A 22,284-nucleotide genomic window follows, 5' to 3' on the forward strand; every position below is an offset into this window, starting at 1 on the left:
CTGCGGGCAACGAAACTCAGAACGGCATCTTGAAGCCGGGCGGCATACCCATCCCGGACATCATGCCAGACATCTTTTCCTTCTGGTTCTCTTCCACACGGCGCACCGCGTCGTTCACGGCGGCAGCCAGCAGGTCTTCGAGAATCTCTTTTTCCTCGGTCAGCAGGGACGGATCAATATCCACCTTGCGGACATCGTGGCGACCGTTCATGGTCACCTTTACCAGGCCTGCGCCCGCCTCGCCGGTTACCTCGGCCTTGGCGATTTCTTCCTGGGCTTTCTGCATCTCTTCCTGCATTTTCTGGGCTTTTTTCATCAGGTCGCCCATATTGTTCATCATGCCTTGTCTCCTGCTTGCCTCTGGCCAGGGTCGGCCGGCCGGATACTGTCTTCGACTACCCGCGCCTCGAATCGTTCAACGATAGACTGTACGACGGGATCCCGTCGAATGGACGCCTCAGCCGCTTGCTGTCGCGCCTGGCGCCGACGCTCCTCGTAGGCGGCAGGCGTGTCCGGACCCGGGTCGCCCTGCTCTACCCGTAACTGAATGGAGTCGCCGAAGCGGTTTCTCAAGGCCGCCAGGATCTTCTCCTCGTGGCGACTGTTCAACAGACGGGCATGGCCTTCATCGATCGTGAGAATAATGGTCTCACCGTCCCGGTTCATGGCACTGTAGCTCGCCAGATTACCGGGCATACCAACGATGCCAAGACTGCGGAAATCCCGATGCCAGACGAAGTCTCCGCTTTGCGACTCACTAAGTTCAGCCGAAGCGGGCGCCTCTTGCGTATGCGAGTCTTGTGCCGGTTCCGGCACGGGCGGCGAGACCGGCTCCTGCTCCGCTACCGTTTCCTGCGTCGCAGCCGATTCGGGTTCCGGCACGAAATCCGGCTCCGGTGCTGACGGCTGGACAGGCGCTTCATCCGTGCCTGTCAACGCCTCTTCATAGGGATCGGCGGCGGACTCGGCCTGGGCGTCCAGGCTGGCAAGCCACGCATCATCCTCTGCAGAAACCCGAGCCTGCGGCTCCGGTGCTTCGGGTTCAGGCTGGGGCGCCTCCGGTTTCGCCGCTTCCGGCTCAGCGGCCGGAGGTTGTGGCTGTGGCGCTGGCGCCGGGTCGGGCTCGTCCCTGGGTTCTGGCACCGCGGCCTTGTCACCGGAACCCAACGCCGGAGGCTCACGGCGGTCGGCACCGGGCCGGAATGCCAGCATCCGGAGCAGCGTCATTTCAAAGCCCATCCGGGCGTCTGGGGTAATCGACAGATCTTTCCGGCCAATCAGCGCGGACTGATAAAACAGCTGGGCGTCTTCGGCGCTGAGCTTCCGGGCCAGTGCCTGTACCTGCTCGGCGTCCCCGAGGGCATTATCGGCGCTGCCCGGTACTACCTGCTCCATGGTCACTCGATGGAACAGCGACAGCAGATCCGCCAGGATCACGCTGTAATCCGGGGCAAAATCCGAGATGCGGTTGATCTCTGCCAGCAGAGCCGGCCCGTCTCCTTCCACAAGGGCCTCAACCATGCGCTCGATGTCGCGCTGATCAATGGTACCCAGCATGTTGCTGACATCGCTGGCCGCGAGCTTCTGGTTGCCAAAGGCAATGGCCTGGTCGGTGAGACTCAGGGCATCCCGCATGCTGCCATCGGCGGCACGGGCAAGCAGCCACAGGGCGGGTTCCTCGAAGGGAATGTTCTCGGCGGTCAGCACGTTGCGCAGGTGGCCGGCAATGTGCTCCGGGGTCATCCGTTTGAGATTGAACTGCAGACACCGGGAAAGCACGGTCACCGGCAATTTCTGGGGATCAGTGGTGGCCAGCAGGAACTTGACGTGCTCCGGCGGCTCCTCGAGGGTCTTCAGGAAGGCGTTGAACGACTGATTGGTGAGCATGTGCACCTCGTCGATCAGGTACACCTTGTATCGTCCACGGGTTGGCGCGTACTGCACGTTATCGGTGAGCTCGCGCATGTCGTCGACACCGGTTCGGGACGCGGCATCGATTTCAATCAGATCAACAAATCGCCCTTCCTGGATTTCCTGGCAGCTGGAACACTCGCCGCATGGGTTCGGCGTTACGCCAGTCTCGCAGTTGAGGCAGCGGGCCAGCAGGCGGCCAATGGTGGTCTTGCCCACCCCTCGGGTGCCGGTAAACAGGTAGGCATGGTGCAGACGCTGGCTTTCCAGGGCGTGGATCAACGCCTGGAGCACGTGTTCCTGGCCCACCATGTCTTCAAACGTGCGTGGGCGCCATTTACGGGCAAGTACCTGGTAGCTCATGTTCCGCCAACCGCTGTGAAAAATGGCCTTAACCTTACCACGGACCACTGCCCAATAAGAAGCAAACCGCACCGCATAGCTTCATGGGCCAGGAGGGTCAGTATCGAGGAAAATCAGGGATCTAGGAAAAGACGGGGGAGAAAACTGGGGGTGACTCCATCAGCGACACCCCGGCACACAATTCCACCGCTGCGGCTGCTCCCTTCCGGGCCTGACCGGGTTCACGGTTTCATGTTGCGGAGGCACCAATGGAGCCACCATAACGGCGTTCCGGGACAATTCCCCGAAAGCGGCGCGCATATTAGCAAAAGGGTTTGCGGACTACAATGAGAAATCGGCCAACCCTAGAGGGGTAGCGGCACTTCGTCCTGACGGAACCAGCAGGCCAGGCTGTGACGCGTGCGATTGGCGGGCAGCACCTCGTGAGGCACCTCTTCGCTCATGAACACCGCCACGCGCCCCATCTCGGGCACCACGGTTCCGCACACCTCGTGTTCGCTGTCGCGGTTGAACACCTGGAGTGCGCCGCCGTCTTCCGGCCGCCAGCCCTCATTCAGGTAAAGCACCAGGCTCACAACCCGGGACGCACGACCCTGGAAGCTGTCCAGGTGACGCTTGTAGAAATCCCCTGGATGGTACGTTGCGTAGTGGGTTTCAAATCGTTTTAGCCCCAGGAACAGGCGCTGGTTCAGTCCCACGCGGATGCCCTCGAAGAACTCGAACAGAGCGGCCTGGGGTGCGGTAATGCCCTGTAGCCAGGCAATCCTGTCCCGGCGCACGGAGCGGTCCCGCACCAGATCATTGCCGCGGCCAATGCCGGCTTTCTGCATGGCATCGGTTCGATCCAGGATTTGCACCTCCTGTTTGAGGGCCGCCAGCAGGTCGCCACCCAACAGGTCTCGCACATCCAGTGACATCCAGCCGTACTCGGTCAAACCCTCGGCAAGACCGTCAAGCCAGCGCTCCGCACGCCCCTCGAGCCCTTCGGCCGGCGCGGTCAACGATTCGTGAATGGGGGTGACAACCGGCGTTTCCATGGACGGGCCTCGTTTAAATTTTGGCCATATTTTAGGCGCAAATGTCGCCGGAGCGGCAGTTTTAATTTACTCTCTAGGTAAGCGAATACACTTAATCAATCAGTAACTCACCATGTCAGAAAGCAGTAACAGGCCTCCGATTTCTCTGTCTCCGGGGCAATGGTCCTTCACGCGCTGGAAAACCATCGGGCAACTGGAAGCCCTCGAGGTACACCACCCGCTCTTCCAGGCAACCCTTTTCCTCCAGGGCGCCCACCTGGCGAGCTTTATCCCCCAGGACGAGGCCGATTGGCTCTGGATGAGCCCTACCGCGCGCTACGAGCCCGGGCGCGCCATACGCGGCGGTATTCCGATCTGCTGGCCCTGGTTTGGCGACCCGGCCAGAAATGCCCCGGAGGTACGCAAACGCATCCACACCGACAGCGCCCACGGGTTTGCCCGTACCGCGCTGTGGAAACTGGAAGACGTGCGGGAAAGCGCCCACGAGGTGGAAATCAGCCTATCGCTGGACGCTAACGAGGACTTTGCAGACGCCTGGAGCGGACATGCCCTGGCGCTTTTAACGTTCAGCTTCTCCATCCGTGGCTGCCAACTGGCGCTGACCACCACCAACCTGGCCAATGATCCGCTCGCGTTCAGCCAGGCATTGCACACCTACCTGCCCACCAGCGACATTGCCCGCACCCGGATCTCGGGTCTGGGTGACAGCCAATACATCGACACGCTCGACAACTGGGAATACAAGCGGCAGGAAGGCCCGGTGTACTTCGACGGCGAAACCGACCGGATCTATGAAAGCGGTGAGCCGCTCAACGTGGTGACGCCGCGCGGCAGCCGCAAGCTCTCGCCCGTGGGCAGCGACTCCACCGTGGTATGGAATCCGGGGCCGGAAAAGGCCGCACGGCTTTCCGATTTCCCTGACTCGGCCTGGAAGACCATGCTCTGCGTCGAAACCGCCAATGCCGGTGGCGATTACAGAGTGCTCAATAAAGGACAAAGCCACACCCTGGGTGTGTTCATCGGAAGGAAAGCATGAGCCTGGTATCGATTCTGAAATCCCGTCTGGTTCCGGCGGCGCTGGACGAGCACGTCAACCGTATCCGCAAGCCTATTGGCACGCTTGGCTATGATCCCTGGGGCTACAACAACGAGGCCATAAAATACGGCCTGTCGATCACCAAACAGATCTACGAAAAATACTTCCGGGTGGAGGCACACGGCGTCGAGAACATACCGGCCGAAGGCCCGGTACTGATCATTGCCAACCACAGCGGCCAACTGCCCATCGACGGCCTGCTGATCGGCTATGCCCTCGCCTCGCGCGAGGAGAATCCGCGCATCCCCAGGGCTATGATCGAACGCTTCTTTCCGACCGTGCCCTGGCTTGGCAACCTTCTGAACGAAGTGGGCGCGGTGCTCGGCGATCCGGTAAATTGCGCCAAGATGCTGGCCAACGACGAAGCCGTCATTGTCTTCCCGGAAGGCGTGCGTGGCTCCGGCAAGCTCTACCAGGACCGCTATCAGCTCAAGCGCTTCGGCAACGGCTTCATGCACCTGGCCATGAAATACAACGCGCCGATTGTTCCGGTAGGCGTTGTTGGCTGCGAGGAAACCATTCCGGCCATTGCCAACATCAAGCCCCTGGCCCGGGCGCTGGGCATTCCCTACGCGCCCGTCGCCCTGCCCGTGGTATTGCCCGCCAAGGTACACCTGAATTTCGGCCAGCCCATGTACTTCGACGATCTTGAAATTCCGGAAGAGAAAGTCACCGAGCGGGTGGAAAAGGTAAAATCGGAGATCAGCCGACTGATCGACAAAGGACTGAGCGAGAGGAAAAGGCTTTTCTGATGACCCAGCAACGCAGACCCCACATCCTGATTACCGGCGCCGCGGGCGCCCTCGCCCAGCAAGTGATCGAGCAGCTACGCGACACCTGCGATCTGGTGGCGGTGGACTTCCGCGAACAAGTGTACCTGGGCGATGACATCCCCAGCTACTGCATCGACTTCAACAAGCGGGTGTTCGAAGACCTGTTCCGCCGATATAAGTTCGACGGCGTGATTCACCTGGGCCGCATCATGTCCAGCCAGCTCACCCGCATGCGCCGCTACAACGCCAACGTGCTGGGCACCCAGAAAATGCTGGACCTGAGCCACAAATACGGCATCAAGCGCGTGGTGGTGCTTTCCACCTTCCACGTATACGGTGCGGTGGCCTACAACCCGGCGCTCATCGACGAATCCGCGCCTCTGAAAAGCGCCGGCCTGAGCGCCGACCTGATTGATTCCGTGGAGCTGGAAAACCTCGCCAACATCTACCTGTGGCGCTATCCGGAACTGAACATCACCATTCTGCGGCCCTGCAATATCGTCGGCCCGGGCGTGCGTAACACCATTAGCACCCTGCTGGGCAGCGAGCGGGCACCGGTGCTGGCCGGCTTCTCTCCGATGATGCAGTTCATCCATATTGATGACATGGCGGATGCCATTGTGCTGGCGTATAAAAAACCGACACGTGGCGTGTACAACGTCGCCCCGCAGGATTGGGTGGCCTACCAGCACGCGCTGAAACTCTGTGGCTGCAAACGCTTCCCGATACTCTCGATTCCGCCGGTGGTACCCAAGCTGATCCTGAACACCCTGAAATTGAAGAGCTTTCCGTCATACCTGATGGCGTTCTTCAAGTATCCGGTGGTAATTGACGGTCGGGCATTTGCGCGGGAATTCGGGTTTGAGCCGAAGCGCCCGTTGAAGGAGATTTTCCGGTTTTATCGGGAGAATAAGCGGCCGGTTTAGGTCAGTTACAAAGAGCCCCGAGACGTGCGCCTCAGGGCTCGTGATCCTGCATCGACCGGAAACTGCCTGTCAGTCTCTGCTCCGCCGTGAGGCCTTGCGTAGAATAAGGCCCACGATACCCAGGGCCAGCAGGGCCAGCGTGCCGGGCTCCGGCACCAGTACCGGCGGCTTTGGCGAGAAAACCAGAAGATCCTGCGAGAGCTTCCTCTGCTGCTCGTCGGTAGCGGATGAGAGCACATACAGGCTGTAGCCATTCTGGAGCGAGTCCAGCGAGCCCAGCCAACCGTTGGCGAGCCCTCGCGCCGAATCAAACCAGGAAGACTTGAACGTCCCATCGTTGTAGAGATTCATGGAAGCAGAATCCTCATTGATGATCTCCCAGAGTGCAAGCTGGAACGCCGCCGACGATTTAGCGTCTGTTACCGCCGATTCGTATCCGGTGTAAAGCCTGCCGATGCGATCAACCTTGCCAGCATCCCCGAAGTAATCACCGGCACCCAGGAGGGTGTAGGAAACAATGTTCTCGGTATCGAGATAGGTGTCAATGTCAACGCAAAAGGCTTCAAGCACATCGTTCGAGCTAATCGAAAACGAACTTGAGCCTGAGACATTGCTCACATCGAACTGAAACATGCCGGCCCGTACCGACATGCTGGACCCGTCGTCGGTGATGGTTCCGGATTTGTATCCCTTACTGAAGCCTTCAAAATCCAGGTCCATGGTTAAAGGAACCGCCTGGGCAAACGTGGCCGCCCCCGCTAACATCAACCCTGCACCCAGCGACCGCCATGCCTTTTTCATATCCATAACACCTACTTCCCTGACTGCTTCCTACAACAACGAATACCGTGATTCGCAACGTGTGGCCAGAAAAGCAGGGTTGGGGCCAGAACGTTAAAAGTGTCGGCATGTTAGACACTTAAATATTGCCAACCGACCTGTGGATGAATACATTCAATAAATGTGTAAAACATACCGACATGCCTGGTAAAAAGTGTTAAGTTTTCGATACAGTCAGGAGACTTGATCGATTTTAATAATCCTCCCAAACTAGGCTGGGACGGGTATTCAGGATTCAGTGATGTTCAGGGATTTGGGCGTCTTAAGTCATGGTGCGGCAGCCACTTGCTTTCTGCTTCTCGCATTGGTGGTCGGCACTCGCTACCTTCGAAGGAACGTAGATCGGGCCCTGTTTCTTGCTGCCCTCGTGTCCTGTCTCTGGGCTGTCTCTCTCATCACCCAGAGCCTGTTCGGCCAGCCGGACTTTCTGATTCGCTACCTTCTGGAACTTCTTCGCGACGCCACCTGGCTCTTGCTTCTGTATGCCATTCTGAAGGATTTCTTCAAATCGTCGGGCACCAATGTCCGCACGAGGACGATCATCGTGGCTTCTGGCGGCATCCTGATTGCAGGTCTGATGTTGCTGGCGATCATGGAATATCTGTTTCAATGGGACTCAATCGGCGGTAAAGCAAAAATCCTCGGACAGATTGCTCTTTCGCTTCTGGGCCTCACGATTCTTGAGCAAATCTGGCGCAATTCGAGAGGCCTTGGCCGCTCAAGCATGAAGTACCTCTGCATCGGGGTCATCACTATTTTTGCGTTCGACTTCTTCATGTATACCGATGCCTTACTCTTCGGCCAGGTCTCGGATTCGTTCTGGAATGCCCGTGGCTTTATTAATGCTGCCATGGTGCCTTTGTTCGCTGTAAACGTGATCAACACCCGCAAACAACCCATTGAATTCCAGCTTTCACGAACCCTGGTGTTTCATGCCAGCACCCTCTTATTCGCTGGGGCCTACCTGTTGTTTCTCGCCATGGGGGGCTACTACGTTCGAGCGCTTGGTGGCAACTGGGGCGAAGCCCTCCAGGTTCTTTTCCTGACCATCTCCCTGGTATTTCTCGCTACGCTTCTGCTGTCACGTCGGATCCGGGCCCGGCTTATGGTTCTGATCAGCCAGAACTTCTTCGATTACAAATATGACTACCGGGAGGAATGGCTGAGAATGACCCGCGAACTGGCCGACCTCAGCGACGATCCCCCCCTGCCAGAACGGGTCATCCGGATTCTCGCGGGCCTGGTTGAAAGCAACAGCGGCGCGATCTGGCTGAAAGGAGAGCGTGATGCTTACGTTCTGAAAGCCGCCGTAAACCTCACCACGCCCAAGCACACCATGATCGACAACGATGCCGAGCTGGTTCGCTTTTTCACAGATCGGGAATGGATCGTCGACCTCCACGAGTACAAATCCGACCCTGTCAGCTATAACCTGCTGGAAATACCCGACTCGATCGCCAAAACCGCCGACGGCTGGCTGGTGATACCGCTGTATCTTGGTAACGATCTCTACGGAATGGCGCTGGTGGGCAACCCTTATGCGCGGGTGGAACTGAACTGGGAGAACTTCGATCTGATCAAAGTGGTGGCCAGACAAACCTGCAATCTTTTGGCGCAGGCCGATGCACAGAACCGTCTGTCCCGGGCCATGCAGTTTGAGGCGGTGAGCAAAGCCTCTGCGTTCATGGTGCACGACCTAAAAACGGTGATTGCCCAGCTCTCCCTGCTGGTAAAAAACGCCCCGAAACACCGGAATAACCCGGCGTTCATTGACGACATGATCAACACCACCGATCACGCCGTTCGCAAGATGTCCGGCCTGGTAGACCACATTCGCCGACCGGGCAGTGACGACGACTCCCAGCTCAAATTGCTGAACCTGGCAGACCTCACCCACAAGCTGGTTGAACACCACCAGAGGCAGGCGCCGGCACCACGAATCGACGGCGACACACCAACCGCCCTTATAAAAGCGGACGAAGAGCAGCTTCGCAGCGTGCTGGGCCACCTTATTCAGAATGCCCAGGACGCCACACCCCCAACCGGTGACATCTCGATAGCGCTGAAGCTCGCCAAGGGCAAGGTGGTGCTGTTCATACAGGACACCGGCACGGGAATGACCAAGGAGTTCATCTCCAGCCAGCTATTCAAACCGTTCGAAAGCACCAAAGGGCTTACCGGCATGGGTATTGGCGCCTACCAGGCCAGGGAATACATTCGGAGAATCGGTGGCGACATCGATGTGACCAGCGAGCCTGGGGTGGGTTCGTGTTTCTCAGTACGCATTCCGCTCGCCAGTGAGCAACCCAAAGTGACCACTGTGCGAGAGGTGCGACCGGATTCCGTATCAGAAGAGGCCAGGCAAAGCGCCAATTAATCGTCGTTTCTTAACGGAGGATTAAACCAGCATTGCAAAGTGTCAATGTTCGGTTGAGAATCTAGGCTGTGGAAATAAAAAAACAAAGGACTTGTTGCTGTTGTGACCAGACGACTCTTGATAGTAGAAGATGATCCCGGCCTCCAGAGCCAGATGCGGTGGTGTTTTAGTGAGGATCTGCAGGTATCTGTAGCCTCAGACAGGGACTCGGCCCTGACCTGCCTGCGGCGGGAAGAGCCACAAGTCGTCACTCTGGATCTCGGCCTGCCGCCTGATCCCGGAGGTGCCAGCGAAGGTTTCCGGCTGCTTGAGGAAATCATCCAGCTCGCCCCGATGACCAAAGTCATTGTTGTTACCGGTCGCGAAGAAAAGGAAAACGCCGTCAAAGCCATCGGCATGGGTGCCTCGGATTTTTACCAGAAACCACTCGATGCCGACATTCTCTCGTTTGTGGTCAACCGGGCGTTCCGGATCGCAGAGCTTGAACAGGAAAATCAGGTTCTGTCGCAACAACGTAACGGCACCAACATCAAAGGCATTGTTGCCGCCAGCCCCCAGATGCTCTCGATCTGCCGAACCCTCGAAAAAGTCGCACCTACCGATGTCACCACGCTGATCACCGGCGAAACCGGCACCGGCAAGGAACTTCTTGCCCGGGCATTACACGATCTGAGCCATCGAGCCTCCAAGCCTTTTGCCGCCATAAACTGTGCAGCCATTCCCGAGAACCTGCTGGAGAGCGAACTGTTTGGCTTCGAGAAGGGCTCGTTCACCGGTGCAACCCAGACCAAGAAAGGCAAGATTGAAAGCGCCAACGGAGGCACCCTTTTCCTCGATGAAATTGGCGACATGCCAATGCCGTTACAGGCAAAGCTGCTGCGTTTCCTGCAGGAACGCGTGATTGACAGGGTAGGCTCGGTAACCCCCATCCCCGTCGACGTTCGCGTGGTGTGTGCAACCCACCGGGATGTCAGGAACCTGATCACCGAGGGCGTTTTCCGTGAAGACCTGTACTACCGGATCAGTGAGATTACTCTCGACGTGCCCTCGCTTCGTGAACGGGACGGCGACGCTCTAGTGATCGCCCGGTCACTCCTGAAATCCCTGGGCGACCAGATGGACCGCCCCAACCTCTCGTTCAGCGAGGATGCGGTGAATGCCATCAGCAACTATGCATGGCCCGGGAACGTGCGCGAGATGATCAACAAGGTTAAACGGGCCACCATCATGGCGGAGGGGAAGCGCGTAACCGCCGGAGATCTGGAGCTTTCCTGCGACACGTCTGGCACACCCAATCAGCTGAACCTCAGACAGGTGCGGGAAAACGCCGAAAAGCAGGCGATCATACAGGCGCTGCAAACCTGCAACTACAATATGGCCCAGGCGTCCCGACTGCTCGGTGTGACGCGCCCTACCCTGTATAACCTGACGGACAAGTACCGAATCGAGACGTCACAAACAACAAGTGCCTGAGAGAAGGCGAAGGACAAGACCCGAAGAAGGACCAGGGCATGAATCTACCACGACTGTTACCGCTGGCTTTGCTCACTGCAGCAATCACCCTGTTTGCTGCCGGCTGCAGCAACGAAACGGAAATGACACAGGACGACATTCAATACATCAGTCACGTTGACCAAGCGCGGTTCTTCCAGCGACAGGGTGAACTGAAGGCAAGCACCATTGAAGCCCGTAGCGCCATACAACTACAGCCGGAGCGGGTAGAACCCTACTTCATCATCATCAACAACCTGCTTACCGCCGGCGATGCCGTCAATGCCGAACGCCAGCTCGATCAGTTGATGAACAAAATTCCGGAACAGGGCCTGACCCAGAGCCAGCGCAATGAAGCTGCCCTCATACGGGCGGAGGCGCTGATTCTCCAGGGCAACATTCAACAAGCCCGCGAAACCCTGGATCAGGTTGTTTCACCGGTTCAGGAAACGGCTGAAAAAAGAGGCATTCTTCTCGGCCGGGCCTGGCTGGTGGCAGGCAATTTCGAACGGGCCGAAGCGGCCTATCGCGACGTTCTTGAAATCAACAATGGCAACATTGAGGCCCTGGTAGGGCTTGCCCGGTCGGCCATGGCCGCCGGAAACGCGGAACTGGCCAAGGAGCGGCTCGCGGCGGCGGAGGAGAAGGCACCACAGCATGCAGAAGTACAGTTACTGAAGGGCCAGATCGCCCACCTTGAAGGTAACTGGGCGGTTGCGGAACAGGCCTACATCGAGGCCCTGGAGACTATCGGCCAGTACGATGTGATGACCTTCCGCAAATACGAAACCATTTCCGCACTCGTGACGGCCCTGAGAGAACAGGGCAAGTCGGCCGAGGCCTTCGTTTATGAAGAAATTCTCGCAAAATCAGGGCCGGGAACAATCAAAAGTAACATGGAAGCAGCACGCCAGGCGCTTGAGCAGAACGACCTGGATACCGCTGCCAGATACCTCGAAGAAACACTGAACCAGGTGCCGGGTCATCGCCCGAGTGCTCTGATGCTGGGCGTCATCCGCTTCAGGCAAGGCCGCGCCGCCGAGGCGGAAGAGCTTCTCGAGCCGCTTGCCGACCTGGAAGACTCCGGAGAAATCAGAAAGCTGCTGGCAGCCACGCGCATCTCCATGAGAGACCCGCTTGGCGCGCGGGATCTGCTTAAAGACCTGGACAACCGCGACAACGATCCCCAGACACTTGCCCTTGTCGGGATCGCAACCCTGGCCGGAGGCGATGATCAGAGTGGCCGCCAGCTGATTGAAAAATCCCTGGAGATCAACCCGGACAATCACAACCTGCGGCTAAGATATGCATCCTACCTGTTCCAGGCGGGGGACCTTCAGGAGGCCATCACCCAGGCCAGTAAGATCCCGACAGACGCAGCCGAGCGTAGTCAGGCCGTTCTATTGATAGCCAACGCCCAGAACAGGGCCGGCGACGTGAGTGGAGCGCTCAACACCCTCGATGCGGCGCTCAAGGAAGATGCAGAAAATGTTAGAGCACTGGTGCTGAAAGGAAACCTCCTGGCCCAAAGCAGCCGGCACGATGCCGCCGAGACAGCGTTGCAGAAAGCGCGAACGCTCGCCCCCGAATCGCCGGCGCCACTCGTGGGTCTTGGCAACCTTCAGCGCCTGAGAGGTAACACTACCGAAGCGATCACGCTGTTCAAGCAGGCGGTGAAGGCCGATCCGAACGACCGGATGGCGCTACAAGCGCTGGTCGGATCCATCCCGCGTGACGAGCTCACCCGCTTCATGGCCGAGTTGAATCAGGAAAATCCCCAGGCCATCGGCCCCCGGTTGGTGCTTCTGGAAACCGCCCTGATTCAGGGCGACACCGCCCGCGCCGATGAACTGACGGCCCAACTGATGGAAAGGCAGGACGAACGCACACCCAGCCCGGCGGAGCCTTACGTCGCGGCGGTCTACGAGGGTATCGCCACGCAGATGGCGCAACGTGGCCGTGGCGAGCGCGCCCTTGAGATCCTGAATCGGGGACGGGTGCTGTTTCCGGAGAACGAACAGATCGCACTCAAATATGCGGCGATCGAATTCCAGAACGGGAATACCAGCAAGGCCAGAACCGCTCTTGCGGACGTGAAACAGCATCACCCCAACTCCCCTTTGCCTTATGAAGTTGAGGCCTCCCATTACGAACGGCAGGGCGAGTTCCGCCAGGCCGCCGAGTTGTATGAGCTTGCCTTGAGTAAAAGAGCAACCCCCGAGCTTTACCTGGCGCTCTCAAGAGCCCTGGGCAATGCCGGGCAAACCAAGGAAGCGAGCGACGTTCTGGAAAGAGCCGCAAGTGACTTCCCGAACAACCCTGCCATCACGCTCAACCTTGCCATTCTCTACCAACAGATGGAACAGAATGACGCAGCAGTCACTGCTTACGAATCGCTGCTTGAAACCCATCCGGAGAACGGCGTTGCACTGAACAACCTGGCCTGGTTGTATCACCAGATTGGTGATTCCCGCTCTCTCGACATCGCCCGCAGAGCGTACGAATCCAGCCCCGAGAATGGCGCCATAGCGGACACCTACGGATGGATTCTCTTCCAGTCCGGCAAAAAAGCAGAAGGCATCAAGCTTCTTGAAAAAGCCCACAAACTGGCCCCGGAGTCATCGGAGATTGCGATGCACCTGGTGGAGGCTTACCGCACGGAAGGTCGCGACACCGATGCGCAAAGAATCCTTAAGGGGCTTGAACAGGGAAATAATAGCTAGAATATCGGCACGGCATAATATCCAAGCTGACATAGCGAATCGTTCCTAGCAGACGCTGGCAGCCTCCAAATCGCCCATCAATACTTCATGTATCGTTCTGGCGCACAAGGAAGGTTTGGTATGGCTGCCATCAAAGCGCTTGGCCTTGGTACCGCCCTGGTGGCGATCACAGGGTGTCAAAGCTGGCAATATCGCGATATAGAACAGCTCCCTCCCACCGCCTCTATCCCGCAAACCAGCGAACCGGGCAAGGTTGATGTCTGGTATTACGATGCGATTTCCGGCAATTACGTGCAATCACTGCTCGATGCTGCGAAGTATCCGGACAATCCCGACGAAGTTACCGAGCTGACGGAGCTGCGACGAGCCACCAGCCGCGCAAACAACTACGGGACCCTCATACGGGGTTTTATTGAACCGCCTGAAACCGGGGAATACACCTTCTTCGTCAGTGGCGACGACCAGACCCAGTTCTGGCTCTCGGATTCCCAGGCGCCGGAGTCCCTCGTTCAGATCGCCTCCACCATGGCCGTGCCACTGGACACTTTTAACCGCTACAGCTCCCAGACCTCGCCAATCCAGTTTCTGGAAGCAGGCAAGAAATACTACTTTGAGCTGCGGCACAAAGAGGGAGGCTGGGATGACCACTTTACGGTGGCCTGGTCCGGACCGGGCTTTTCCCAGCAAACCATCGGCAGCTCCGCATTGCATACCTGGGCCGTTGAGGCACCCGGCGCGGCCCCGGAATTAACGCCGGAACAGGCCTACCACCTCGGATATCATATTGGCTATTTTGACGCCCAACAGAACCTCTCGTTCAACAAGGCCTACCCGCCCCTGGATCAGGACAAGGATGGCCTCTACGACAACTGGGAAATCATCTTCGGACTGGACCCATCCAATGCCGCAGATGCTACCTCAGACACCGACAATGACCTGTTGAGCGCCACAGACGAATTCTGGGCCCGCACCAGCCCCATCGCCGAGGATACCGATTCCGACGGCCTGCCGGATGGCTACGAGTATGCCTACGGGCTTGATCCCACAGACCCGGCCGATGCCACTTCAGACCTTGATGGCGACGGCTACTCCGCACTCCAGGAATACCAGGCCGGCACCGATCCAACCAATCTGGAGGATGCCCCGGCGCCGGAGGAAGTCTACGAGGCCGGGTTTGTTGGCCAGTACTTCACCGGGACAGACTTCGGCACGTTTGTCCGGGCTGAGGAGAACGCATCGATCAACTTCAACTGGGGTAGCGGGAGCCCCGCCACTGACCTGCCAAAGGACAGATTCAGCATTCGCTGGCAGGGCTGGTTTACCCCTCCCCACAACGACGGAATGCGCGAATACACCTTCACCACAACCACTGACGATGGCGTTCGCCTGCTACTGAACGGTGCCCCAATCATCAACCAATGGAAAAACCAGTCACCAACCACCTACAGTGCCACGGCCAGCCTGGAAGCGGGCACGCCGGTGGCGGTAACCATGGAGTATTTTGAATACGGCTGGGGAGCCACCGCAGTGCTGAACATATCAGACACGGCCAGCGGAGAAGTCCTTGCGCCCGCCAGCACCGTCTCGCGCCTGGCGCTTAACAGCGAATTTGCCGAGAGCTCACTGAATGACGGCGTCGATGATCTTTACAAGCTGCGCTACGGACTGCCCTTGATGCAACCGGTGGCAGACAGCGTTTTCAATAGCAGCGGCATAACCGTCCTTGAGGCCTACCAGTCGGGGTTACACCCCTACACTCTCGAACCCGTTTCCGAGCCCCAGTCGCCAGCCACCAGCTCTCCCGGGGAGACCACCAGCAGCACAGGCAGCGTTACGCTTTCCTGGACGCCGCCTGGCACCCGGGTGGACGGCAGCAGCATTTCACTGAGTGAGATCGATTCCTACCGCATCAACTACGGGCAGGACCCCAATAACCTCACCGAAGTGATCAGCGTGCCGGCCGGTACAACTTCCACCACCATTACCGACCTGGCGCCCGGACTTTGGTACTTCACCATTCAGGTGATCGATACCAACGGATTGAGCAGTGAACCATCAGAGCCAGTGCAACACACCGTGGAGTAAAGATTCATTTGTCGGAACTTTTTACACCTAACAAGGCGATGCCATTTAAAACGCATTAATTTCAATGCCTTATGAAATGGCACGACAACTGCTAGATAAAAGATGGTGTACAAAAGACCACTCACCGGAGGAGTGACTCAAATGAAAAAACTGACTCAATGCGTTGCGCTGGCTGCAGCGGTAGGATTCGCAGGGGCAGCACAGGCCGCCTTTATTGGCACGGTAGCCAATACCGCGCCTGCTGCAACACCAACCGCGGTTCCAGGCAACAACGATTACGCAAACGGCACCGGCATCCCGGCTGGTTTGTTCACAGGCCCTCAGTACTACGACACCACAGACTCTGTTCTGCTGTCTCATTCCATTGAGTCCGTGTCATCTGATCCGTTCAAGCTCACCTTTACCTACCTGGGTAAAGAGGCAGGCTATACCGGATCTTTCCTATACGAAGGGTCAGTAGTGCTGAACACTGCCAGTAGCGCACTTGGAGAAACTTTCAGCACTATCTACTCAGGCGGCCTTGGGAAACTTGATTTTGGGTTCTCTTCCCTCGCCTGGGGAGCGCCAGTTGGCTCTGTTTCCAACCAAGGAACTGGCAACCAGGCGGTTGGGTACAACTTCTCGATTTTTGAAGTTGGCGAAGACTGGTTCATTCTTAGCCTGGACGACAACAACCAGGTGGATGACAACCATGACGACATGCTCGTGATGGTCCAAGCCTCCAAAGTACCCGAGCCTGGCACCCTGGCTCTGCTTGGCCTCGGCCTCGCAGGCATTGCAGTGCGGATGAAAGGCCGTAAAAAAGCCTGACACCAGAATCTGTGCTAGTCTTTAAAGCCCTGCCCTGGCAGGGCTTTTTATTGTTTGGTTCAGGTATATGCGCGTACTGATTGTCTATTCGTACAGTGGTCGAGGTTTGAAAAAGGATGCCCAGATTCTCAAGGCCGCCGTCGAGTCTCATGGACACGAATGCGCGATTCTCCAACTGCCTCCCCCCCGGCAATGGCGCAGGAACCTCGAAAGAATTTCCTTTGCGCTGCTCCGGCGATTCACCTCGGAGCGTTTCCAACGACTGTACTTCCGCACACTTGTCCGGCTTTCAAAACTGCGGAAATCTGCGAGCCCCGAAGAGCTTGTCGTTCACCTGGAGAACATCCAGCCTACGCAACTCTGGAAGGGACACCGCCACTGGCTGATCCCCAACCAGGAATGGTTTATCGGGTCGCGTCTTCCATACCTGCCAGACGTGGATAAGGTGCTTGGCAAAACCAGGCTTGCGGTTGAGATCTTTGAAAAGCTGCACCCGTCCACCGAGTTTCTTGGTTTTACCGGGGACATGGCGGGGCACGGCATGCAACAAGAAGAAAAGAACTACGGGCTGGCGCTTCATGTCGCCGGCACCAGCCAATTCAAGGGCACCCAAGCCATACTTAATTGCTGGCAACGCCACCCAGAATGGCCAAAGCTTGTGGTGGTTTCCGAGCAAGCACCGGAACTTCCCGCTAACTTGCCCAACATAGAAATCAGGAAAGACATCAAACAAGAAGAACTCTCAGCCCTGTGGGCCAAAGCCGGCTTCGCTATACAGCCCTCAGAGGTGGAGGGTTACGGGCAGGTTCTGGCAGAAGCTCTGGCAAACGGCTGCGTAACCATCACCACCGATGCGCCGCCAATGAACGAACTGGTATCACCAACGTTCGGATTCCTGGCACGCCCAGCCGCAACCCAGAAGTTCCGCTTGGGAACCCGCTACAAGGTAACCGACGCCGATCTTGAGACAGTCATCGCTGGTGCTCTAACGGAACCACTGGATGTGCTCGGCAAGCGCTCAGAGCTTGCCCGGGAGTGGAGCAATACCAATCACTCCAATTTCCTGCGGCGGCTGGGCAATTTCCTCAATGAGCAGGCTCGCCAACCGTCGCTTCTATCCGAGCCAATGCGGCCGGAAAAGCATCGCTGATGAAACCGGACAGTGTTTCCGGTACGTCGCATTCGAGGCATTGAACCGCACCTATCAACAACGACGCATCATCACGATTGCTGAAGAATCCCGACACCTGCGCCAGTTTCGCACGCCACTGATCGGTTTCCCACTGGCTGTGGGCGTAGTAAGTGTATCCAAGGTGAACACGCTTCCCAGACAACCGGTGTTTGAGGGTAAGGCCCTGAATCGGGATATTCAGAGGTGTATCAACCGGAAAGAAGGCCTCCGGCATCCAAAGGTCACGATCGTACAAGCGATTGCTGTACTGGATCAGCTCTGCGCCATTCCTCTGGTAGTCGTAAGTGAACACGCCGAGATAGAACACGCTGTTGGGACTGGCGCCTACCCTGGCCCTGCTACGATCGAACATTGTCTGTACATAAACCCGGTCGGGGTTTCGCAGATTGGGCTTCCAACCCGCCAGCTGGGAACCGAAGACGGGCGCATACAGATCCCCTAAATCCATGCCGTAGTTTTCTGGCTGGTTTGCTATCTGTGATCGCTCTTCCGGAAGCGCGAACCAGGCCCCCCAAGCAAGCGCCACCAAGGCGACGACGCCATAGACTGCGCTGCCATTCTCGCCCTGTGGTCGCGCCTCTTCGACCCTCTGCCGCGGTTCAGTTTCTGCCCTTTCGTCCCGAAGCTCCAGACGACGCGCCACGAAATAAAGGGGCACTAGGGTGCCGGCAAACACCCACCAGCCGAAATTATCGTGGTTCTCAATCAGACTGGATTGCATATTGGTTTCATAACCCATGTAGATAATGACGAATACGCGAATCCAGTTGGCAACGAGGGCGAAGCCACATCCCAATAAATAAAGAAAAACCTTCGACCGAAGTCGGGTGAGGTAAAGCTCCCCGTAGATCAGAACCAGGGCCTGGCCCACCAGAAGGTAGCGAAGCCCGGAGCAGCCGTGCGCCACCTCAAAGGCACCAACACCGATCAGGTAAACAAATACACCTTCAACCTCAAACTCAATGTCGAAAAGCCCCAGCAAAGCCTGGTTCACAGCAACAGTAACCAACTGCAGTGGCCAGGACAGAAAATCCCAAACCGGTATCGCCAGAAAGAGTATGCCCAAAGGTATGAGGAACCACTTGCCCTGCCGCCATCCCACGAGGACGGCAAAGGCACTCAGTAACAGAGGAATAAGGGCCAGATGCTGAAGCGCCTGCAAGCGAATGAGCCCTCCGACCCAGTAAGCGGACAGGCAAATCACAAAGGGCAAAAGCCAGGAAGGATAGAATCCCGGAACGGCTGGATGCTTTCGGGCTGCCCTGAAAGTAAGGAAGAGCGAAACAGCGCCTAACAGGAAACCGTGGGAGTAAGACTCATCCAGTTTGAGCCAGCGACCGAAGATGTCGTGAAGAGTGGGCCAGAGGACAAATAGGAGTGGAGCAAATCCAACCAGGTAAGACATCCATTGGTACTTTACACCTACCATGTCCCCTCGGTGAGCTGCCATTTTCACAATCCTTATGAAGTAACTGCGCTTGTCTATTGTGCCCTTTGCACATTGCCAATTCCATTGCAACCAACACTCTACTACAACTTCAACCAGCGATTTACGAAGCGCCTCAAAGTCGCGGGCATTTTATGCTGTTTACTATACACGGAGCTCAAAAATCGGTTGCGTACAAGCTGGACAGTCTGGAAGACAACAATCTGGCCGCGGTAATGCTTCTTGTAATCGTGGTTCTTCCCGCCACCTGCCAACAAATCGTAGAAGGCGGTTTCCGAGTCGCCAAAAGCTTCTTCTATGGCATAGCCAAGATGCAAGGACCCTAAGGCCACCCTTGGGTCCAGGTCCTCCTGATACCCGGCCTGAAGGTTTATCCTTTGGCCGGCCACCGTTACATCATAGAGAACCGAAACACACTCGTTCTCAAAATAAAGCTCAGAGAGATGCACCCGGCCGCCAAACTTTTCTAGCCGTTCTATCATGTGTTGGTGGAAAAGCAGTGCCTCGTGATCAAATGCCGGCTTTCCCCAGCGAGCCTTATGGAACGCGTTCAGTCTCGACAGAAATTGCGCGCTGTCACCGGTTGGGGAAGACGTCAGTTTGAGGTCTCCCCTGGACTCAAGGTACTTTCGGCGATTGAAGACTTTCAGGCGAGTGTTGGAACCCAACCCAACTAACCAGTCGTCGAAACTGCCACTGGTCTCGATACGCACCCCTTCGTCCCGCACCCTGTTAACTCTGTAGATTTCAGGCCCAAGCTCACCATCGTTCTGTTCCAGGCGCTGAAGTTCCGATTCCAGAGCATCGCACAAAACCCACTCGTCCCACGGCAGCGTATGCAGGGCTTCCAGCAACGCTTGGTAAACGTCATCGGATCTCTCGTTGGCAGTGATCAGGCTGCAATATTCGGTGCGAACGGTAGGGGCAACATGCCAGGCATTGCCAATCAAATGAACCCGGCGCACTCGCAGGCCGGTCGGCGTTACCTGGTCGCGCCCATAAAATGGGCCAATACCAACGAGCTCTCCGCTTCGATCATATACGCCAAGGAGCAGGAGTTGCAGCCCAAGTACCTGAGACCATCGTTGCCACCAGCTGTAAAGCCAGGGCCAGCCCATAAACAGGGGATGCGCATCAGAGCGTGCCAGACATGCCTGCCAATCGTCAGCCATAGACTGGAATTGAGACTCGCTGAGCTGGCAAACATGCAGAGTTCTGTCAGCTGACATCTTTCAAGCCTGGAAAAAAGACCCGGAAAAGTGCGCGCCAACCGGTACTGTGAAAGGGCCATTGCACCAATGACTGCAAGGAAGTGAGCAATGCCTTGGTTACGCTTCGCTGGCCAGCCAGATATCTGGCTTTGCGGGCAAAAAAGGTCGACCATCCCTTTCTTTGAGTCTTCCAATCCACCGCCGTAGGGTATGCGTCCAGAAAAAACCTGAGCGTTCGCTCATTCGCCCAGAAACGTGCGGATTTGTCGCTGGAGATCTGATCATCCATGACACGGTACTTGGCAAAATACTCAGGTATATAATGAAATTTAAAACGGGTTGAATACCTCAACCACAGGTCATAGTCCTCAGCCAGCCGATCCTTTTCGTTGAACCCTCCGAGCTCTGTATAACAATGGCGTCTCACCATGCTTGTATTGATGCTCACGAAATTATCGCGCAGCAAATCCCCGGCAATATGGCCACTAAAACGCCGCATGTTCTCCCGCCCGATCTCCTTTGAAGCCTCATCAATCGTAATAATGTCTCCGTAAACGATGTCGACCTCAGGATGCTCCCGTAAAAAACTGAGCTGGCTCTCCAGTTTGTTTGGAAGCCACACATTGTCCGAATCAATAAAACAAAGGAACTGCCCCCTGGACTCAGCTAATCCTCGATTTCTGGCTACACTTTGCCCCTGGTTTTCCTGGTAGAAATAACGCAGACGCGTATCCGACAGATAGCGAGACAAAATCTCCCTTGTGTTGTCCGCGGAGCCGTCATCAACGATCAATAACTCAAAATCACCGAACGTCTGGCCGAGAACGCTCTCGACAGCCTCGCCAATAAAATCCGCGCGGTTAAACGTAGGTGTGATCACGCTGACGGTTGGAGCGCCCTCTGTCATGTTTTTCCCTTTCAATTGACTTCCGTTTCATTCAACACTGTAGAGCCCTTGCAGAAATCTGCAGCAGCGCCCAGCAGCTCGCCATCCGAGTCTCCAGCCATTATGAACCAACCTCGGGTAAGTTCAGTCTCTGAATCATGGATATAAAATCTCGGGCGAGTACGAGGAGAGAAGAAACCCTCATTGCGCAAACACTGCCCCAACTGGGCATCCGACGTAACCACAGTTAACTGCAGAGCATGTCGCCAATGGTCTCGAATACGACGTACAAGGGCCCTTTTGAGCGCGGCATTGGAAGCCGGGCCAGCATAGTCGACAATTTTCAGCGTTTCGCCATGGAACCGGACAACCATCAACGCGGCAAGCTCTTGATGCTCCCAGGCACAGACAAAGGCGTAACGAGCGAGCGGGTGGCACTGATATTTCCACTTGAGGTACTCGAAGGAACGTTTGACGATTCTTGAGTAGCCGCTCTTCTCCCGTTCCCATAACTCATCGATTGAAGCTTGGTCAGGCAACGTTGATCGTACGGTGATCGTGCAGTTGGAAAGGCGGGGGCCCAATAATCCAAGGCTGCGGTTGAGCCATTGAATTGCCCTGAACGCCCATTCCCGAATCCCACGGGAACTTCTCAGCAAACGATAATTCCGCACCCTGAGGTCGGGCTTCCACCCCAAATGAAGAAGAACCCTGCTTGCATGGTCGCTTATACCAAATGCCATCACCTCTTTGGCCTTGCCGTGCAATACGCTCTTGATTCGACTCCCCAATCCCTTGCCTCGCCACGATTCCACAACATGGAAATCACAACTCCAGAGCGCGTCGATGGGCTCACCAAAGGCGGTGGCCTCAATGGGCATCACGCCGTTAAAGCCAACGACCTGATCCTCCCGGTCGACCAAAAGAACGGGATCGAAGGCTTTCCCGAACGGGCTACTCTCGAACTCCCATTGCCACAGCTGCGCTTTGTGTGGCACGTTCGAAAAGAGTTCCAGAACACCTTCCCGATACCTGGGGTGCCAGGTGACAGACCTTATCGAACCAATCGAGTCTTCTGGAACAGGGGGCTTTTGACGATCGTTGTTCATTAGCAGT

17 protein-coding genes and 1 other RNA gene are annotated in these 22,284 nt (G+C 56.8%); 9 read left to right on the forward strand and 9 right to left on the reverse strand.

The window, feature by feature from the left end; translation table 11 throughout:
* Positions 1–16 precede the first annotated feature (16 nt).
* From BM344_RS02515 to BM344_RS02530, 4 genes are all read right to left on the reverse strand, one after another.
* A complete protein-coding gene (locus tag BM344_RS02515; RefSeq protein ID WP_091985637.1) occupies positions 17–340 on the reverse strand; it encodes a YbaB/EbfC family nucleoid-associated protein in 324 nt (107 codons plus the stop codon).
* Entirely contained in the window at positions 337–2,274 is a 1,938-nt protein-coding gene (gene dnaX / locus BM344_RS02520; protein WP_091990711.1) for a DNA polymerase III subunit gamma/tau, read from the reverse strand. Before dnaX ends, BM344_RS02515 begins: the two co-directional genes overlap by 4 nt.
* Positions 2,275–2,428: 154 nt before the next feature.
* Positions 2,429–2,525: signal recognition particle sRNA small type (gene ffs / locus BM344_RS02525), an RNA gene on the reverse strand.
* Between the two features lie 93 nt (positions 2,526–2,618).
* A complete protein-coding gene (locus BM344_RS02530) occupies positions 2,619–3,311 on the reverse strand; it encodes a 2OG-Fe(II) oxygenase (RefSeq protein ID WP_091985639.1) in 693 nt (230 codons plus the stop codon).
* A gap of 112 nt (positions 3,312–3,423) precedes the next feature.
* Between BM344_RS02530 and BM344_RS02535 the strand changes: the two genes are divergently transcribed.
* From BM344_RS02535 to BM344_RS02545, 3 genes are read left to right on the forward strand one after another with little or no spacing between them, the layout of a single operon-like run.
* Positions 3,424–4,347 (forward strand): D-hexose-6-phosphate mutarotase, encoded by a 924-nt coding sequence (locus tag BM344_RS02535; RefSeq protein WP_091985641.1) that lies wholly within the window; start codon positions 3,424–3,426, stop codon positions 4,345–4,347.
* Positions 4,344–5,159 carry a lysophospholipid acyltransferase family protein gene (locus tag BM344_RS02540; RefSeq protein WP_091985644.1) on the forward strand — a complete coding sequence of 272 codons (816 nt, stop codon included), beginning with the start codon at positions 4,344–4,346 and terminating at the stop codon, positions 5,157–5,159. Before BM344_RS02535 ends, BM344_RS02540 begins: the two co-directional genes overlap by 4 nt.
* Complete coding sequence (locus BM344_RS02545; protein WP_091985647.1) at positions 5,159–6,106, forward strand: SDR family oxidoreductase; 948 nt, start codon at positions 5,159–5,161, stop codon at positions 6,104–6,106. The genes BM344_RS02540 and BM344_RS02545 overlap by 1 nt, the downstream gene beginning before the upstream one ends.
* A gap of 69 nt (positions 6,107–6,175) precedes the next feature.
* On the opposite strand, the gene BM344_RS02550 is transcribed toward BM344_RS02545, so the two are convergent.
* Complete coding sequence (locus tag BM344_RS02550; protein ID WP_167363203.1) at positions 6,176–6,907, reverse strand: PEP-CTERM sorting domain-containing protein; 732 nt, start codon at positions 6,905–6,907, stop codon at positions 6,176–6,178.
* 280 nt (positions 6,908–7,187) lie between these two features.
* Between BM344_RS02550 and prsK the strand changes: the two genes are divergently transcribed.
* The 6 genes from prsK (at position 7,188) to BM344_RS02580 (ending at position 17,582) form a co-directional block, all read left to right on the forward strand.
* Positions 7,188–9,323, forward strand: coding sequence for an XrtA/PEP-CTERM system histidine kinase PrsK (gene prsK, locus BM344_RS02555; protein WP_091985652.1), 2,136 nt, complete (start codon positions 7,188–7,190; stop codon positions 9,321–9,323).
* 102 nt (positions 9,324–9,425) lie between these two features.
* Positions 9,426–10,796: a PEP-CTERM-box response regulator transcription factor gene (gene prsR, locus BM344_RS02560; RefSeq protein WP_091985654.1), complete on the forward strand. Its 1,371-nt coding sequence runs from the start codon at positions 9,426–9,428 to the stop codon at positions 10,794–10,796.
* Positions 10,797–10,834: 38 nt separating this feature from the next.
* Complete coding sequence (locus BM344_RS02565) at positions 10,835–13,537, forward strand: tetratricopeptide repeat protein (protein WP_091985657.1); 2,703 nt, start codon at positions 10,835–10,837, stop codon at positions 13,535–13,537.
* A 120-nt stretch (positions 13,538–13,657) separates the two neighbouring features.
* The gene (locus BM344_RS02570) at positions 13,658–15,622 is read left to right on the forward strand and encodes a PA14 domain-containing protein (RefSeq protein ID WP_091985660.1); all 1,965 of its coding nucleotides are present in this window, start codon (positions 13,658–13,660) and stop codon (positions 15,620–15,622) included.
* Positions 15,623–15,763: 141 nt separating this feature from the next.
* Positions 15,764–16,432, forward strand: coding sequence for a PEP-CTERM sorting domain-containing protein (locus BM344_RS02575; RefSeq protein WP_208603369.1), 669 nt, complete (start codon positions 15,764–15,766; stop codon positions 16,430–16,432).
* 67 nt (positions 16,433–16,499) lie between these two features.
* Positions 16,500–17,582 carry a glycosyltransferase gene (locus BM344_RS02580; protein WP_091985665.1) on the forward strand — a complete coding sequence of 361 codons (1,083 nt, stop codon included), beginning with the start codon at positions 16,500–16,502 and terminating at the stop codon, positions 17,580–17,582.
* Here the strand turns inward: BM344_RS02580 and BM344_RS02585 are convergent.
* The 4 genes from BM344_RS02585 to BM344_RS02600 all read right to left on the reverse strand — a co-directional run bounded on the left by BM344_RS02585 (position 17,518) and on the right by BM344_RS02600 (position 22,277).
* Positions 17,518–19,074, reverse strand: a complete 1,557-nt coding sequence (locus BM344_RS02585) for an exosortase/archaeosortase family protein (protein ID WP_091985666.1) — start codon at positions 19,072–19,074, stop codon at positions 17,518–17,520. The two genes, BM344_RS02580 and BM344_RS02585, sit on opposite strands and share 65 nt — an antisense overlap.
* Before the next feature lie 80 nt (positions 19,075–19,154).
* Positions 19,155–20,300 (reverse strand): GNAT family N-acetyltransferase, encoded by a 1,146-nt coding sequence (locus tag BM344_RS02590; RefSeq protein ID WP_091985669.1) that lies wholly within the window; start codon positions 20,298–20,300, stop codon positions 19,155–19,157.
* Entirely contained in the window at positions 20,290–21,204 is a 915-nt protein-coding gene (locus tag BM344_RS02595; RefSeq protein ID WP_091985671.1) for a glycosyltransferase, read from the reverse strand. The genes BM344_RS02590 and BM344_RS02595 overlap by 11 nt, the downstream gene beginning before the upstream one ends.
* Positions 21,201–22,277 carry a GNAT family N-acetyltransferase gene (locus tag BM344_RS02600; protein WP_091985674.1) on the reverse strand — a complete coding sequence of 359 codons (1,077 nt, stop codon included), beginning with the start codon at positions 22,275–22,277 and terminating at the stop codon, positions 21,201–21,203. Before BM344_RS02600 ends, BM344_RS02595 begins: the two co-directional genes overlap by 4 nt.
* Positions 22,278–22,284 lie beyond the last annotated feature (7 nt).

It is taken from the genome of Marinobacter gudaonensis, from assembly GCF_900115175.1.
Classification (GTDB): domain Bacteria; phylum Pseudomonadota; class Gammaproteobacteria; order Pseudomonadales; family Oleiphilaceae; genus Marinobacter; species Marinobacter gudaonensis.